This is a genomic window from Citrobacter sp. HN-141 (assembly GCF_033341895.1).
In the GTDB taxonomy this organism is placed as follows: domain Bacteria; phylum Pseudomonadota; class Gammaproteobacteria; order Enterobacterales; family Enterobacteriaceae; genus Citrobacter.
Window position 1 is genome coordinate 233,199 of record NZ_JAWPBF010000008.1, and the last position, 16,376, is coordinate 249,574.

The 16,376-nt window shown below is 50.7% G+C and carries 17 protein-coding genes and 1 pseudogene; 10 read left to right on the plus strand and 8 right to left on the minus strand.

The window, feature by feature from the left end; translation table 11 throughout:
• Window positions 1-13 precede the first annotated feature (13 nt).
• The gene (locus RYZ59_RS12270; protein WP_040233923.1) at window positions 14-394 is read right to left on the minus strand and encodes an inner membrane protein YbjM; all 381 of its coding nucleotides are present in this window, start codon (window positions 392-394) and stop codon (window positions 14-16) included.
• Between the two features lie 269 nt (window positions 395-663).
• Here RYZ59_RS12270 and RYZ59_RS12275 point away from each other — a divergent pair, with 269 nt between their 5' ends.
• Together RYZ59_RS12275 and RYZ59_RS12280 are read left to right on the plus strand one after the other, a co-directional pair.
• Window positions 664-2,349, plus strand: a complete 1,686-nt coding sequence (locus RYZ59_RS12275; protein WP_040233921.1) for an aspartate:alanine antiporter — start codon at window positions 664-666, stop codon at window positions 2,347-2,349.
• A 270-nt stretch (window positions 2,350-2,619) separates the two neighbouring features.
• Window positions 2,620-3,417 carry an SDR family NAD(P)-dependent oxidoreductase gene (locus RYZ59_RS12280; RefSeq protein ID WP_318047950.1) on the plus strand — a complete coding sequence of 266 codons (798 nt, stop codon included), beginning with the start codon at window positions 2,620-2,622 and terminating at the stop codon, window positions 3,415-3,417.
• A 13-nt stretch (window positions 3,418-3,430) separates the two neighbouring features.
• On the opposite strand, the gene RYZ59_RS12285 is transcribed toward RYZ59_RS12280, so the two are convergent.
• Window positions 3,431-4,345 (minus strand): DMT family transporter, encoded by a 915-nt coding sequence (locus tag RYZ59_RS12285; RefSeq protein ID WP_318047949.1) that lies wholly within the window; start codon window positions 4,343-4,345, stop codon window positions 3,431-3,433.
• 102 nt (window positions 4,346-4,447) lie between these two features.
• Between RYZ59_RS12285 and RYZ59_RS12290 the strand changes: the two genes are divergently transcribed.
• The gene (locus RYZ59_RS12290) at window positions 4,448-5,362 is read left to right on the plus strand and encodes a LysR family transcriptional regulator (protein WP_318047948.1); all 915 of its coding nucleotides are present in this window, start codon (window positions 4,448-4,450) and stop codon (window positions 5,360-5,362) included.
• Window positions 5,363-5,367: 5 nt separating this feature from the next.
• On the opposite strand, the gene RYZ59_RS12295 is transcribed toward RYZ59_RS12290, so the two are convergent.
• Entirely contained in the window at window positions 5,368-5,916 is a 549-nt protein-coding gene (locus RYZ59_RS12295) for a TetR/AcrR family transcriptional regulator (protein WP_318047947.1), read from the minus strand.
• 85 nt (window positions 5,917-6,001) lie between these two features.
• On the opposite strand from RYZ59_RS12295, the gene RYZ59_RS12300 reads away from it, so the two are divergent.
• The 3 genes from RYZ59_RS12300 (at window position 6,002) to RYZ59_RS12310 (ending at window position 8,414) form a co-directional block, all read left to right on the plus strand.
• On the plus strand, window positions 6,002-7,210 hold the full coding sequence (locus RYZ59_RS12300; protein WP_318047946.1) for an MFS transporter: 1,209 nt from the start codon (window positions 6,002-6,004) through the stop codon (window positions 7,208-7,210).
• Window positions 7,210-8,025, plus strand: coding sequence for a Cof-type HAD-IIB family hydrolase (locus RYZ59_RS12305; protein WP_318047945.1), 816 nt, complete (start codon window positions 7,210-7,212; stop codon window positions 8,023-8,025). Before RYZ59_RS12300 ends, RYZ59_RS12305 begins: the two co-directional genes overlap by 1 nt.
• 107 nt (window positions 8,026-8,132) lie before the next feature.
• Window positions 8,133-8,414 (plus strand): hypothetical protein, encoded by a 282-nt coding sequence (locus RYZ59_RS12310; protein ID WP_318047944.1) that lies wholly within the window; start codon window positions 8,133-8,135, stop codon window positions 8,412-8,414.
• A gap of 26 nt (window positions 8,415-8,440) precedes the next feature.
• On the opposite strand, the gene RYZ59_RS12315 is transcribed toward RYZ59_RS12310, so the two are convergent.
• Window positions 8,441-9,673 (minus strand): MFS transporter, encoded by a 1,233-nt coding sequence (locus tag RYZ59_RS12315; protein ID WP_318047943.1) that lies wholly within the window; start codon window positions 9,671-9,673, stop codon window positions 8,441-8,443.
• 296 nt (window positions 9,674-9,969) lie between these two features.
• Between RYZ59_RS12315 and ybjG the strand changes: the two genes are divergently transcribed.
• Window positions 9,970-10,578, plus strand: coding sequence for an undecaprenyl-diphosphate phosphatase (gene ybjG / locus RYZ59_RS12320; RefSeq protein ID WP_137384292.1), 609 nt, complete (start codon window positions 9,970-9,972; stop codon window positions 10,576-10,578).
• Between the two features lie 64 nt (window positions 10,579-10,642).
• The gene (gene deoR, locus RYZ59_RS12325; RefSeq protein WP_318047942.1) at window positions 10,643-11,401 is read left to right on the plus strand and encodes a DNA-binding transcriptional repressor DeoR; all 759 of its coding nucleotides are present in this window, start codon (window positions 10,643-10,645) and stop codon (window positions 11,399-11,401) included.
• 48 nt (window positions 11,402-11,449) lie between these two features.
• Here deoR and dacC read toward each other — a convergent pair whose 3' ends face one another.
• On the minus strand, window positions 11,450-12,652 hold the full coding sequence (gene dacC, locus RYZ59_RS12330) for a serine-type D-Ala-D-Ala carboxypeptidase (protein ID WP_137384369.1): 1,203 nt from the start codon (window positions 12,650-12,652) through the stop codon (window positions 11,450-11,452).
• 327 nt (window positions 12,653-12,979) lie between these two features.
• Here dacC and RYZ59_RS12335 point away from each other — a divergent pair, with 327 nt between their 5' ends.
• Window positions 12,980-13,606: a glutathione S-transferase family protein gene (locus RYZ59_RS12335; RefSeq protein ID WP_137384294.1), complete on the plus strand. Its 627-nt coding sequence runs from the start codon at window positions 12,980-12,982 to the stop codon at window positions 13,604-13,606.
• Between the two features lie 5 nt (window positions 13,607-13,611).
• Here the strand turns inward: RYZ59_RS12335 and RYZ59_RS12340 are convergent, their stop codons facing one another.
• Both RYZ59_RS12340 and bssR read right to left on the minus strand, forming a co-directional pair.
• Window positions 13,612-14,709: a PQQ-dependent sugar dehydrogenase gene (locus RYZ59_RS12340; protein ID WP_318047941.1), complete on the minus strand. Its 1,098-nt coding sequence runs from the start codon at window positions 14,707-14,709 to the stop codon at window positions 13,612-13,614.
• Window positions 14,710-14,811: 102 nt separating this feature from the next.
• Window positions 14,812-15,195 carry a biofilm formation regulator BssR gene (gene bssR / locus RYZ59_RS12345; protein ID WP_202039054.1) on the minus strand — a complete coding sequence of 128 codons (384 nt, stop codon included), beginning with the start codon at window positions 15,193-15,195 and terminating at the stop codon, window positions 14,812-14,814.
• 231 nt (window positions 15,196-15,426) lie between these two features.
• Between bssR and RYZ59_RS12350 the strand changes: the two are divergent.
• Window positions 15,427-16,230, plus strand: a pseudogene (locus RYZ59_RS12350) (LysR family transcriptional regulator); the annotation flags it as partial.
• Between the two features lie 84 nt (window positions 16,231-16,314).
• Here the strand turns inward: RYZ59_RS12350 and RYZ59_RS24770 are convergent.
• A complete protein-coding gene (locus RYZ59_RS24770; protein ID WP_003032489.1) occupies window positions 16,315-16,371 on the minus strand; it encodes an IS1 family transposase in 57 nt (18 codons plus the stop codon).
• Between the last annotated feature and the right edge of the window lie 5 nt (window positions 16,372-16,376).

Sequence of the window (16,376 nt, forward strand, 5' to 3'; positions counted from 1 at the left end):
CTGGAGGGCGTCATCAGTTTTTTTTCCGCCGCTGACGCTGGTTGAATAAGCTACTGATAAATAAAAAACACAATGCCCCAAGCGCACACCAAAACACGGCACTGAACAGCCATGCCAGCTCTTGCCACAGTGAACGCGTCGGCATAAAAACGAACCGCATCAGTAACAAGCAACACGGCGCAGCCAGTATTGCACCAAGAAGGGGTTTGAGCACTTCCCGACGGTGGGAGAAAAAGCTTGCCACAGCGCCAGGCAGTATAAAAAACAACAACCCGACCTCAGGATGCCCAGCCGCTCTAAATGCGCCTTTCATATTCAGCGTCAATGAAAGACACACTACAATAAAGAGCACAAAGCAGCAGATCGCACCCGCCCAACTTTGCTTATGTTTCAATCGTTCCTCCTGACATCCTCTCTATCGAACACTCTTTTCGCCCGCAGGCGTCCAGTCAGATAAAGTTACTCGGCATTCCATGCCAAAAACACACCCACACGATTCTTATAGCCGTTGATACGTAATGAGATTAAACTAGCCGCATATATTGTTGTGCTGCATTATTTGGGGCTGTGTACGATGCTGTCGCCCCTTAATTTCTGGCAAAAACATTAGCGTAAATTGCCATTTCTTTCAATAGCTTACTAGTAAACAAGAAGTTAGCCTCCGTGAATATAAACGTCGCAGATTTGTTAAATGGGAATTACATCCTGTTATTATTTGTGGTCCTGGCTCTGGGCCTGTGTCTGGGTAAATTACGCCTGGGTTCAGTCCAACTCGGTAATTCCATTGGCGTTTTAGTGGTCTCCCTATTATTAGGTCAGCAGCACTTTAGTATTAACACTGACGCATTAAATCTTGGCTTTATGCTGTTTATTTTTTGTGTCGGGGTGGAAGCCGGTCCCAACTTTTTTTCGATTTTTTTTCGCGATGGGAAAAATTACCTGATGCTTGCACTGGTGATGGTCGGTAGCGCACTGCTGATCGCCCTGGGGCTGGGTAAGCTATTTGGCTGGGATATCGGCCTGACGGCAGGCATGTTGGCTGGTTCAATGACGTCTACGCCCGTTCTGGTCGGCGCGGGCGATACTTTGCGCCATTCAGGAATGGAAGGTACACAGCTATCCACCGCCCTTGATAACCTGAGTCTGGGTTACGCCCTCACCTATTTAATTGGGTTGGTCAGTCTGATTGTGGGTGCGCGCTATCTGCCAAAACTGCAGCATCAGGATCTGCAAACCAGTGCCCAACAAATCGCGCGTGAGCGCGGGCTGGACACTGATGCCAACCGTAAGGTTTATCTGCCGGTGATCCGCGCCTACCGTGTCGGCCCTGAGCTGGTTGCATGGGCTGATGGGAAAAATCTGCGCGAGCTGGGCATCTATCGCCAGACCGGTTGTTATATTGAACGCATCCGCCGCAACGGTATTTTGGCCAACCCGGACGGTGACGCAGTGCTGCAAATGGGCGATGAAATTGCCTTAGTGGGCTATCCGGATGCACATGCTCGCCTCGACCCCAGTTTCCGTAACGGTAAAGAGGTGTTCGATCGCGATCTGCTCGATATGCGTATCGTCACCGAAGAGATTGTGGTGAAAAACCACAATGCCGTAGGTCGTCGTCTGGCCCAGTTGAAGCTGACTGACCATGGCTGCTTCCTGAACCGCGTGATCCGCAGCCAGATCGAGATGCCCATTGACGACAACGTCGTACTGAATAAAGGCGACGTATTACAGGTCAGTGGCGATGCGCGCCGTGTGAAAACCATTGCCGATCGTATCGGCTTTATTTCAATTCACAGCCAGGTGACCGATCTGCTGGCTTTCTGCGCGTTCTTTATTATTGGCCTGATGATCGGGATGATCACCTTCCAGTTCAGTAACTTCAGCTTCGGTATCGGCAACGCGGCCGGGTTGCTCTTTGCCGGAATTATGCTGGGCTTCCTGCGAGCTAACCATCCAACGTTTGGCTACATCCCTCAAGGTGCGCTGAACATGGTCAAAGAGTTTGGCCTGATGGTCTTTATGGCTGGTGTCGGTTTAAGCGCAGGTAGCGGCATTGGTAATGGCCTCGGCGCAGTAGGTGGCCAGATGCTGATTTCAGGTCTGATTGTCAGCCTGGTTCCAGTGATCATCTGTTTCTTGTTTGGGGCTTATGTATTGCGCATGAACCGGGCCCTGCTGTTCGGGGCGATGATGGGAGCGCGTACCTGTGCGCCAGCAATGGAAATCATCAGTGATACCGCGCGCAGCAACATTCCGGCTTTAGGCTATGCGGGCACATACGCGATTGCTAACGTTCTGTTGACGCTGGCGGGGACACTCATCGTCATCATCTGGCCTGGCATCGGTTAGAACTGTTTTTTTGCTTTTAATGAAAATTTTTTGCAGGTAAGCAGAACTTTTCTTAAAGGCGTCAGTCATAACTATTGCCACTGCTTTTCTTTGATGTCCCCAATTTGTGGAGCCCATCAACCCCGCCGTTTTGGTTCAAGGTTGATGGGTTTTTTGTTGCCTGAAATTTGCTATCACACCTTTCTCCCACGCAATTCCTCCCAAAATTTGCAGCATGCCGGTTATGGCGCATACTTTTTAATCGGTGCTTAAAGATGACGGGAGTTTACTATGTTGCTTGCTGGAAAGGTTGCGGTGATCTTCGGCGGCAGCGGGGCTATTGGTAGCGCGGTTGCGCAGGCCATGGCACGCGAAGGTGCCCATGTGTACCTGGGTGCGCGCGGTCAGGAAAAGCTTGATTGGGCGGCCAGTCGCCTGCGAATGGCGGGGGCTACTGTCGATACGTTTATCACCGATGTGCTCGACGAGCACGACACCTCAACACAAGTTACCCGCCTGGTACAGCAAATCGGTGGAATTGATGTGGTGGTTAACGCGACCGGCTTTATGCATGAACAAGGCAAGCGCATCGACGCATTATCCCTCTCTGAGTTTATGAGCGGTATCACCCCTTTCCTTTCGGCGCAGTTCAATATCGCAAAAGCCGTAACGCCGCACATGGGCGGCAATCGAGCGGGCGTTATTCTCACCATCGTTGCTCCCGCAGCCCCGATGGCGATGCCAGGGCATCTCGGCCATATTGTTGGCTGCGCAGGAACAGAAGCTTTTATTAAAGCGCTTGCCAGCGAGACGGGACCGATAAACATTCGCGTCGTCGGCGTGCGCTCGCATGCGATTGTGGACGCAGTAGCCGCCGGTTCCTATACCGGGGAGATTTTCACCGCTAAAGCGCAGTCAATGGGTTTAACCGTCGAACAATGGCTAGGCGGTGCAGCACAAAGCACCATGATTGGACGCCTGCCTACGCTTGCACAAATCGCTGAGGTTACAGCCTTTCTGGCTTCAGACCATGCCGGAGCAATGACCGCCACGGTGGTAAATATTACCGGGGGCGCAACCGTAAGCTAATTTACCCGCTCTTTCACGCCATGCGCTGCTGAGAGCCTTTTTTTGCGCTCGGGCGGGAACACAATGCTATACCGCACATAATAACCAACGCGCTGACCAGATGATATGAATGCAGAGTGACGTGCACAAACATCACGCTAAATAATCCGCCACTCAATGGGATCAAGTGTGAATAGATCTCTCCGCGCGTTGCGCCAATGGCGCTAATCCCTTTGTTCCATAACAGATATGACAGCCAGGAAGGAAAGATAACAAGGTATGCCAGCCCAGTAATAACGCCTGTATTTGCATAGCTATTCCAGCCCGGCATACCATTGCGTATCAACGCCAGAGCCAATACTGGAATAAGCACCATCGCGCCTAGCAGGGCGCTCACGGCGACAAAGGCGTTTCCCTTTACCTCAACCGGTTTAATGCGTAAAAAAGCGCAATAGACCGCCCAGCTCAGCGCTGACCCCATCGTCCAGAAATCGCCCTGGTTCAGGTGTTCAAACATCCGCGCATGCATAACATCACCCTGCGATACCAACCAGATAACGCCAACGGTACTGAGGATCACGCCGGCAATATTACGCGCAGAGATCCGCTCTCTAAAAAAGAATTTATTGATTAACAGGACGAGAGCCGGTGTGGTGGACATATAAATCGCCGCATTGAGCGATGTTGTATATTGCAGACCGATATACAACGTTAAGGGAAAAAGAACCTGACCACATAACGCGAGGAACACGATAGTACCAAAGGATTTTCTCATCGCGGGCCACTGCACAGCGATCTGTCGGAAATAAAGCGCCATCAATAGCAATGCGGTAAATATCCAGCGTGCTGCAGATAAAACGATGGGATTAACATCGGCAACCAATATATGGCCGACCACATAGTTCCCACCCCAAAAACAGGCAGCCAGACTGAGTAAAAGATAGGGCATATTTGCGCCTTATTGTCAGGTGTACGGTATGACCACAAGGCTACGGCGGTGTCAGAATGAATGCTAATATAACGTTTTCATCCATGTGCATAGATTAAAACTATGAAATTCACGCTAAGGCAACTTGAATTTTACATCGCACTTGCAGAAACATTACAAATTTCCAAAGCTGCTGCGCGCTGCCATATTTCTCAGTCATCAATGACCATTGCCATGCGGAATCTGGAAGAAGCATTAGACGTGCAGCTATTTGTACGTTACCCCAAAGGCGTGAAGCTCACCGCTGAGGGCGAGCGCTTTCTGGCACATGCCTGCAACATCATCAACAGCAGCCGCTCTGCCGTTGACGCTTTGCATGACCGGAGCGAAATTCTCACCGGCACAGTGCGCATAGGCATTGCCGAAACGCTCTCTGCCTATCTTATCCCGGATATACTCAACGATATTGAACGACGTTTCCCACTGCTGGAGATCGTATTTCATGAGGCCACAGCACCAGAACTGGTACAGGCGCTACGGGCACAGAAGGTCGATTTTTGCCTGCTCCTGACCTCAAATATCAGCCACGACACCGATCTGGAAATCGAAACGTTCATTCGTTCACAACGCCGCCTGTGGACGTCTGTTGGACATCCGCTCCAGAGTCAGCCCTCGATCCACCTTACTGATGTCGTAAAGCAGCCGTTTTTACTGCTGGAAACCGATAAATACCCTGACGTGATCATCGATTACTGGCAGCAGCGTGGCTATACGCCTAATATCTGTTTTCGCAGCAACTCTTTTGAGGCAATAAGAAGCCTGGTCGCTAAAGGCAGAGGAATAACCATTTTATCTGATCTGGTTTATCGCCCGTGGTCGCTGGATGGCCTGCGCGTCATGCACAGAACAATTGATGATTTTATTACCTGGATGGACGTCGGGACGGTAAAAACAGCGGCTCAACCGCTGACAACAGAGGCGATGAAAGTCATCGATTTTTTACGTCAGGCGATTTCCCGCCTCGACAAGCCATTTTAATGATTTTACTTCGGCGGCACGCCAGCAATGCGTTCCACCATCGTCAGAATATCTGCTCGCGATAGCGGTTTTTTGTCCGTGACAAAATGCAGCGTCATGCCTTCAAGAAACGCATCCAGCGCGCGTGCGGTTACCGGCTCGAACCACTGCTCCAGCGTCTGCTGACTGCGTAACATCCAGTTTTGCATAACCGTCTTTAACGCCGGTTTACGACTGGCAAACGCATACAGTTGGTACATGAGTTCCATATTGCCAGGCGTCGTGACCTGGGAGCTATAGATCATGTCGGTAATGGCATGGCAGGCCTGTGACGCATTTTCAACACCGGCAAAAAATGCCTGATATTGCACAGACATGGTGTCAGTAAAACGTGCGAAGGCCTCCATTAAAAGCTCATCTATTCCCGAAAAGTAATAGGTCATTGAGCCCAGCGGCACCTCGGCAATCATGGCGATTTTCCGGTGTGTAACCCCATGAATACCATGGATTAAAACCGCATCCAGCGTGGCCTGGACTATTTTATCCCGTCGTTGTGGATCGTTCGCGCGTCGCACTGCATTACCTCTTCTTGCATTTATGTACAAATGTACACAACCTTGCTAATGTTGTCTTCTTCCCTCTTTTCTTTGGCTCGAATTCATGACTGGCATCTCATCACGCAAAGCCCTAAGACGCCGTATGTGGGCGCTTTTCACGTTCTTCTTTTTACCAGGTTTATTAATGGCTTCCTGGGCGACGCGTACCCCTGCCATCCGAGATATTCTCTCTATTTCCACCGCCGAAATGGGCGCGGTGTTGTTTGGACTCTCAGTTGGCTCGATGAGCGGCATTCTTTGTTCGGCCTGGCTGGTGAAACGATTTGGCACACGAAACGTCATCCGCGCCACCATGTCATGCGCGGTTCTGGGCATGACAATTCTCAGCCTCGCATTATGGTTGCATTCCGCCTGGCTGTTTGCGTTTGGTCTGGGCGTGTTTGGCGCCAGTTTTGGCGCGGCTGAGGTTGCAATCAACGTCGAAGGCGCAGCGGTTGAGCGTGAAATGAACAAAACTGTGCTGCCGATGATGCATGGTTTTTACAGCCTGGGAACGCTGGCTGGCGCAGGCGTTGGCATGGTACTTACCGCCGTCAGCGTCCCGGCGACCGCGCATATTCTGCTGGCGGCGATGGTGGCTATTACCCCTATTTTTATCGCGATTAAGGCTATCCCCGACGGCACGGGTAAGAATGCGACTGACGGTTCGCACGCCGTTGAAAAAGGGTTGCCATTCTATCGCGATATCCAGTTGCTGCTGATTGGCGTCGTGGTGCTGGCGATGGCGTTTGCCGAAGGTTCCGCCAACGACTGGCTGCCATTACTGATGGTTGATGGGCATGGATTTAGCCCGACATCCGGATCGCTGATTTATGCCGGCTTTACGCTCGGTATGACCGTCGGGCGCTTCACCGGTGGCTGGTTCATCGACCGCTACAGCCGTGTGGCAGTAGTCCGCGCCAGTGCACTGATGGGCGCGCTCGGTATCAGCCTGATCATTTTTGTCGACAGCTCATGGGTGGCAGGCGTCTCGGTGATCCTTTGGGGGCTTGGGGCTTCTCTCGGCTTCCCGCTGACCATTTCGGCCGCCAGCGATACCGGCCCTGATGCGCCAACCCGCGTGAGCGTTGTTGCGACTACTGGCTATCTGGCATTCCTGGTCGGCCCGCCGCTGCTGGGCTATTTGGGTGAACACTATGGCCTGCGCAGCGCCATGCTGGTTGTGCTGGCGCTGGTGCTTGTCGCAGCCATCGTTGCGAAGGCTGTGGCTAAACCGGATGTCAAAAATACAACTGTGATGGAGAACGGCTAATGGGTATCAAGTTAATTGCAGTAGACATGGATGGCACGTTTTTAAGTGACCAAAAGACCTATAACCGCGAGCGGTTTATGGCGCAGTACCGTCAAATGAAAGCGCAGGGGATCCGCTTTGTGGTCGCCAGCGGCAATCAGTATTACCAGCTGATCTCTTTTTTCCCCGAACTGGCTGACGAAATCTCATTTGTGGCGGAAAACGGGGGCTGGGTGGTCAGCGAAGGGGAAGATATTTTTAACGGTGAGCTGGCAAAAGACGATTTCCAGACCATCGTGGAGCATCTGCTGACCCGCGCAGACATCGAGATTATCGCCTGCGGTAAAAACAGCGCCTACACCCTGAAGCAATACAGCGATGAGCATAAATCCATCTCTGCCATGTATTATCACCGTCTTGAATTTGTCGATAACTTCGACAACATCAACGACGTATTCTTCAAATTTGGCCTGAATATCTCCGACGATCGCATTCCCCAGGTACAGGCAGATCTTCATCATGCGATCGGCGACATTATGGTACCGGTGCATACCGGATACGGCAGTATCGATTTAATTATTCCGGGTGTTCATAAAGCCAACGGTTTACGCCTGCTGCAACAACGCTGGAATATCAGCGACGATGAGATCGTGGTATTTGGTGATGGTGGAAATGATATTGAGATGCTACGCCAGGCCGGATTTAGCTTCGCAATGGCCAACGCTCACGAACCTGTTGTTCAGGCAGCAAAATATCGTGCGGGTTCGAATAACGAAGAGGGCGTGCTGAATGTTATAGATCGCGTACTAAAAAATGAGGCGCCCTTTACTCATTAACGCATCAGCACAGACGGCAACAACATGACGGCATGATCTATTCATAATCCGCCTCAAATTAACCCACTGGATTATTAACTCCAGTGAATATTTCAGGCGAGCGAATTATGAAAAAAAGTGTACTGATGACAACAGTGTTGCTGGGATTTGCAGGAACAGCATTTGCGCAGAATGTTACTGTTGATGTGCCAAGCGGGTACAAAGTGGTAGTCGTTCCTTCTTCGGTCAACGTTCCGCAGGCGGTCAGTGTCACTACTGCCCCGCAAACGGTTTATGTTGCTCCGGCAGCCACTCCAGCCCCTGTCTACCGCGCACATCCGTATGCGCGTCATGTTGCCAGCGTAGGTGAAGGGATGGTCATTGAGCATCAGATTGACGACCATCACTAATGATTGCAAAGCCCGGAAACCGGGCTTTAACCTTCCCGGGAATTCCCTACCCGTTTATCTTTCAGGAAGATAACCATCAGAATCAACCACAGCACACCGCTCGCCAGATTTAACAGACTGAACAAGCTGTTTCCACCCAGCAGATAAGCATGTTTGCTCAGCTCAATACCGACGGTAAAGATCAGCATTTGCAGCATACCCATTGCTGCGGAAACGGTCCCTTTGCTCATTTCGCTGGCAAACAGCGTCAGGCGCACCAACCCGGCGTTCGCCACGCCAATGCCAAACGCATAAAGACTTAAACCTGCCGTCATCCACAGATACGCATGCGAAGAAACAACCGTGGCCGCGGCGGCAATGATCAATCCCACGGAGATTGGCCAGCCCCCCATGATAATCAGCGAGCGCACCGTGCGGCGTGATGTCAGACGCGCCAGCACCAGGTTACCTGCAATCAGAGCACCAAAAATCGGTACCTGCAGCAGGCCATATTCGTAGCTGCTGAGATGTTCGCCACTGATAATAATGATCGGGGACTGCGCAATCCACGCCAGCAATGGCAGACTGACAAAGCCCAATGCCAGTGCGCCTGCGACAAAACGCACATTCTTTAGCACCAGCTTATAATCTTTGCCCAACTCTTTGATGGAAAGCTTCTCGCCCAGACGGGTAGCCGTTTCCGGCATCGCGCGCTGCAGGCCAAAAAAGGCGATTGCCGCCAGCGCGGCAAACAGGACAAACATACCTTCCCACGGAAGGACATGTACCCAGGCGGCCCCAACCAACGGCCCCAAAAGCGGTGCAATCAATGCTACGTTTGCCATTAGCGCAGTGATTTTAATGCACACCGCTTCTTCAAAGGACTCCTGAATGGCGGCGTAACCTACCGCGCCAATAAAGCACAGGCTGATCCCCTGTAAAAAACGCAGGAAAGTAAATTGCTCAATATTTTGTGCAAACAGCGTTGCGAGGCAGGTCACAATGAACCAAACCACCCCGGTTAACATCACCGGACGACGACCAACACGGTCCGACAGCGGTCCTAACAACCACTGTAAAAACATGCCGCCTGCCAGATAAGCGGTCATAGATGTTGGAACCCAATCCAGACCGGCCTGATATTGCTCCACCACCGCCAACATTCCGGGTTGGATCATATCGTTACCGATATACGTAGAGAATTCGTAAAGCACCAGACAGAGAGGGAAAAGTAATGCCTGACGCCCCAAGCGGGCGCCTGAAGATAAACGGTTCTGCATGCAATCTCTTAACCAATGAAAAAACGCGCAAAGTGTAATAAATGCGCCGTACTGGTGATAGTGAATTATGTGATTTGAAAGCAAAATGCGCACATTTTTACACTCAATTGCACGATAGCTTTTTGTTTTAAGGTTAATTTAAGTTGAGACCGCTATCATGCTCAATAAGCCTCATTAATTGTCTTAAAAAGCGTCATTTAACAGACAAATAGGACAAGACCGCTTTTTATCGCCTGAAAGCAATTTTATGATCCCCAATATGGGCCTTTTTAACGATTACATTGAGTCTGGATGTTATGCTGGAAAATCTGAACAACTCGCTTTTTTACTTGATCAACGCCACGCCGGACTCTGCGCAATGGACGATCTCGCTCGCCATTTTTATTGCCAAAGATCTGATTAGCATCGTACCGCTACTGGCGATCGTTCTCTGGCTTTGGGGACCGCAAAACCGCGTGACCATCCAGCGCCAGTTGGTCATAAAAATGGCGATTGCGCTGGCAGTCGGTTTGACCATTTCATGGCTCATGGGGCATTTATTTCCTCACGACCGGCCATTCGTCAATCATATCGGCTACAACTTCCTGCACCATGCTGCAGATGACTCTTTCCCGAGCGACCACGGTACGGTTATCTTTACCTTCGCGTTGGCCTTCCTGTTCTGGCACCGCCTGTGGTCCGGAGCACTGTTGATGGTCGTCGCCGTGGCGATTGCCTGGTCGCGTGTTTACCTCGGCGTACACTGGCCGCTGGATATGCTGGGGGGGTTACTGGCCGGTCTGATCGGTTGCCTGAGCGCCCAGATGATCTGGCAACGATTCGGCACAACCCTGTACCACGGTTTGCAGACCTGCTATCGCACCTGCTTCGCCCTCCCTATTCGTAAAGGCTGGGTACGTGACTAACCCACGGTAAAGAGAGTAGTATTAAGCGCGAAACTGAGCACGTATTCTACTCTCCAGGGGAACTATGGAAACTCGACGCGACGAGCGTATTGGTCAATTACTGCAGGCGCTAAAACGCAGCGATAAATTACACCTTAAAGAAGCCGCGACACTGCTGGGTGTATCAGAAATGACCATTCGTCGCGATCTGAATAATAACACGGCCCCGGTTGTACTGCTTGGGGGCTATATTGTTCTGGAACCCCGTAGCGCCAGCCACTATTTAATCAGCGATCAAAAATCCCGCCTGGTTGATGAAAAACGCCGGGCAGCGCAGCAGGCAGCCAGCCTCGTCCAGGCGCATCAGACCGTTTTCTTCGACTGCGGAACAACAACGCCGTGGATCATTGAAGCGATCGATAATGAATTACCGTTCACCGCAATCTGCTATTCGCTGAATACGTTTCTGGTGTTGCAGGAGAAACCACAGTGCCGCGTCATTTTATGTGGCGGCGAATTCCATGCCAGTAATGCTATTTTCAAGCCACTCGATTTCCAGGAAACCCTGAATAACGTCTGCCCGGATATCGCTTTTTATTCCGCAGCTGGCATACATATCGATAAAGGCGCAACCTGTTTTAACCTTGAGGAATTACCGGTTAAACACTGGGCGATGTCGATGGCGCAGTATCATGTTCTGGTGGTTGATCACAGCAAGTTTGGGAAGGTGCGTCCCGCAAGGATGGGCGAATTAAGACGCTTTGATACCATCATCAGCGATAACCGCCCGGACGATGAGTTTGTCGAGTATGCCAAAGCGCAGAATATCAAATTGATGTACTAAATTTGTGCCGGATGACGGTGCTATCACCTCGTCATCCGGCATCAGCAATTAAGAGAACCAGCCACCAAACCACTGGTGGAATTTCATCATAACGAAGTCCCACATCCGGCTAAAGAATCCCCCCTCTTCCACCGCTTCCATCACCATCAACGGACGCTGTTCAATAGATTTTCCGTTCAACTGGAAGTCGATTGTCCCCACAACCTGGCCTTTCTTCAGTGGCGCGGTCAGCTGTGGCTCTGTCAGGGTAAAGCTCGCCTTCAGGTTTTTCAGCTGACCGCGCGGAATGGTCACAGACCCACCTTCCCCGGCGCCCAGATTGACTTCACTCTTATCACCAAACCAGACACGTTGGGTCACAAAGGTGGCATCCGGTTTAATCGGCGTAACGGTTTCAAAGAAGCGGAAACCCCATGTCAGCAGCTTTTCGGATTCATTAAAGCGAATGCGATCGGTTTTTGCCCCCAGCACGACGGAAATCAAACGCATATCGCCCTGTGTCGCGGATGCAACCAGGTTATAACCGGCTCCCGCCGTGGTGCCCGTTTTCATACCATCCACATTCAGGTTGGTACTCCACAGCAGGCGGTTACGGTTAGGCTGGCGAATTTTATTAAAGGTAAACTCTTTCTCTTTATGGATGGCGTACTCTTCCGGAACATCGTGGATTAACGCTTTACCCAACAATGCCATATCACGCGCGGTACTGAACTGCCCCGCGGCATCCAGACCATGTACCGTCTGGAAAGTCGTGTTCGTCAGTCCCAGTTTTTGCGCATAGCCGTTCATCAAACCGATAAACGATTCCTGGCTTCCGGCAACATAATCAGCGAGCGCGATACAGGCATCATTACCAGACTGAATGATCACGCCTTTGTTCAGATCGGACACCGCAACCTGATCGCCAGGCTTGAGGAACATCACCGAAGAGCCGCGCAGGGCCGGATTCCCGGTCGCCCAGGCATCTTTCCCGACGGTAACCATGTCATTCAGGTTAATTTTCCCGGCTTTTAGCGCCTGACCGACCACATAGCTGGTCATAATTTTGGTCAGACTGGCGGGGTCCAGTTTCTCATCGGCATTACCTTCCGCCAGCACTTTGCCGCTGGCGTAATCCATTAAGATCCACGCACGTGCGTCAACGCTCGGCGGGGCCGTTGGTTGTTCCGCCGCCTGTACGGTCGGCGCAAAAAGGATTAACAGTGCTGAACCTGCAGCAAGGCTGCGTAGGGAAGAGAAGTATTGCGTCATAAATGCCACCCGAGTATCCATTCCAAAAAACCACGTCATACCACACCGTGTTTACACAAAACCGGCCAAGTTGCCTCAGCCAACCATACAGAAAAGTTCTGATGGATGACGTGTAAAATAAGTGCGGTGAGTAATAACGCACTAACGAGCTTAAAGAAACCGTAAGTTGGTAAAGTTTTTAAAGTTTATGCAATAACGCTGCGCTGCGCTGCTCTCATCACGATTTTTTTGCGCCTTGTTGCGTAAATATTAGGTTTACCCCACCATGTGAGCGTGTCAGATAGAGAATGCAGCCATAACGCTGCTCAATTAATTTGCGGGGTTACTATGATTACACTGTGGGGTCGCAATAATTCGACCAACGTAAAAAAAGTATTGTGGACACTCGAAGAACTGGAACTGCCGTACAGCCAAATTCTGGCTGGTGGACAGCATGGCGTAAATCATGACGCAGACTATCTGGCGATGAACCCTAACGGGCTGGTACCACTGCTACGCGATGACGAAACAGACGTATTGCTGTGGGAATCCAATACCATTGTCCGCTACCTGGCGGCCCAGTACGGGCAAAAACGACTGTGGGTTGACGCCCCGGCGAAACGCGCCGAGGGCGAAAAATGGATGGACTGGGCTAACCAGACGCTGAGCCCTGCACATCGGGTTATCTTATTTGGTCTGGTCAGAACTCCTGCCGATCAACGCGATCAGGCAGCCATCGAGGCCGGTGCGAAGGTCTGCGATAACCTGTTTGCCATTCTCGACAACGCGCTGGCCGACCGGACCTGGTTCTCTGGCGCTGAATTTGGCACTGCAGACATCGCCGTCGCGCCGTTCATCTATAACCTGTTTAATGTCGGCTTGAGCTGGACGCCGCGTCCACACCTGGAACGTTGGTATCAACAGCTCACCGAGCGCCCGGCATTCCAGAAAGTCGTGATGATCCCGGTCAGCTAATCCTGTCAGGGACTCACTTTCAGCAATTCCCCGTCGGACTCGTCGGTTAATACATACAAATAACCGTCTGGTCCGACGCGCACATCGCGGATTCGCTGCCCTCTGTCATGCAAAATACGCCCGTCTTCCGTCACTGTATTGCCTTTCACGCTTAACACAATCACCCCCTGTTCTTTCAGCGCGCCAATAAACAGCTTGTGTCGCCACTGTGGGAACGTATCGTGGTTATAAAAGGTCATCCCACTGACAGCAGGTGATTTTTCCCAGTAAAAGATAGGCTGTTCGGTGCCCGCCACAATTGAGCCTTTTGCTTCGGGGATGCTGAAACCACTGTAGTTAACACCCCATGTCGCGATTGGCCATCCATAGTTTTTACCTTTCTCGGGGATATTGATCTCATCTCCGCCACGCGGACCATGCTCATTGAGCCACAACGCATCACTCCACGGATTCATCGCCATCCCCTGCGGATTGCGGATGCCATACGACCATATTTCAGCCTGCGCGCCAGTCTGGTTCACAAACGGGTTATCCGGTGGAATTTTGCCCTCGTCTGTTAGTCGAACCACTTTGCCCTGTAATTTATCCAGCTCCTGAGCGATTATGCGCTGGTTATTCTCGCCAAGACCTATAAACAGATAACCTTTGCCATCAAATACCATACGCCCACCAAAATGGTTCCCGGTTGATAACTTAGGCATTTGGCGGAACACCGTCTGGAAGCCCTGCAGGTGTTTACTATCGTCACTTAACCGCCCGTAGCCTACTGCTGTTCCGGCTTTGCCTTCACTGTCAGCTTCCGCAAAGCTAAGCCACACCCGCCGGGATTGGGCAAAATCCGGCGCTAACACCACATCGAGCAAGCCGCCCTGGCCATTCGCCCAAACCTTAGGTACGCCAGTCAGTGGATCGGAAAGCCCCTTATCGGGTTGCCAGAGCCGAAGCTGCCCTCCTCTGAGCGTAATCAGCATACTGCGATTATCCGGTAAAAAGGCCAGCGACCACGGGTGGTCGAGTTTGGTTTGCAGGACCTCCACCTTGACGGCAGCGGCATAGGGGGAAAGCAACGCCAGGAAGGCAACACAGAGAAAGAATCGACGCATAGCACCTCCTTAATGGCTCTGCTTAAAGCGTAGCCAGCAAGGGGAATTATCCCGCTACTTTTACATAATCTTAATGAAAAGGGGGAGCGCCCTCCCCCTGGTTCAGATGTGTTCCAGCGTTGAATAAGCTTGCAAACTCTGGATACTCAGCGTCAGCGTTGTCAGGCAGTTTTCCAGTTTCTCTGCGTTAACGGCAATAAAGTTCGGACAATCATGATGTCCACTCATCAGACAAACAGCGGTGGCGGCTAACGCCCCTTCAGCACGACGCAGGGCATTCCACTCTTCCTGATCAAGATGCATACCGTGGAGCTGTGATTGATCGTGCAACTCGCGATTCAGTTCAAAAAAGCTATCACGCAGACGATCGCTCTCGCTGACTGACATATAGCCTTTCGCTTTTCTCAACAGCAGATAAGCGGCAAGATCGATACGGGCGTTTATCAATTTGTTGAGAAGATCGGTTCTCAGTCTGTCAACAACCATACCTTGTTCCTCCTCTTTCCAACCATGGTGCAACTTAATAGTATGGTTGTTTTTTGCACAAATTGATGCTCTATATCAATAAAGCCTAATTAATTAACATAATTTACAATGTTACAACTTTCGGCCTGATGCAGGTGTTGCACTTACGCAAAACATCGCGTTTCTGGCATACCGAACATTTTTTGCTATACCTGAAGTGATTATTGCCATCGCGCTGATTATGAGGGATTTATGTCAAAAGCAAGTGATGCAGAAAAAATACGCACACTATCCAAAATCGATCTGAATTTGCTGACAATTTTCTGTTTGATCTATAGCGTGGGTAGTATTTCCAGAGTCGCTGACATGCTGAACATTTCACCTTCTGCCGTCAGCCAGTCACTACGAAAACTGCGAGAAATGATGGGAGATAATCTCTTCGTCCGTAGCGGAAATGCACTGTTACCGACCGTCTACTCCGATGAACTTTATGACAATACGATCCCAATTATCGACAAGCTATCGACGCTGATGCCACTTTCCTCTCCGGCGGCGAAAAAAAGGCTAACGCTGTATACCGAGTCATTTATTTCCCCGATTGTTATTCCCGATGTCACGGCCAGAATAATCAATACCGATGCGGATATCAGCCTCCTGCACCTCACCGCTGATTTAAACGAGCAGAGCATTGTTGAGTTATTAAACATGCGCCAGGCTGATGTGGTGTTTTCAACATTTTCCGTTGAGTCAGGAAATATCACCTGCCAGAAAATATCTGATATGCGGCTGGTTCTCGTCGCCTCGCAGAATAATACGTTATACGGAAATGCAATTACAGAGGAGCAGTTCAGAAGTGCCAACCTGGTGGGCTACAATACCAAAAATGAAAAAATAATTTACCACCGGAGTATTGTGGATAAAAAATTCAGAACCGGTGAACGTTGTCTGCTGACCTCTTCTTTTACGGCAATACTGACTATTGTGTCCACAACCCAATGCTTAGGGGTGATCCCGGAAAAGGTATTCGAAACACACGCGCAGCTGTATGGTCTTAAAAAGATAAACACACCATTTCCATTACCGCAATTTAGTGTGTTTTCTTCTTCACGCAAAGATGGTGCAGCCGGTAATGACTCCAACTTATTGATAGTGTTTTATGTTCAGATAATGCCCGATGACTTTGTCATGCAGCTCCACCGATT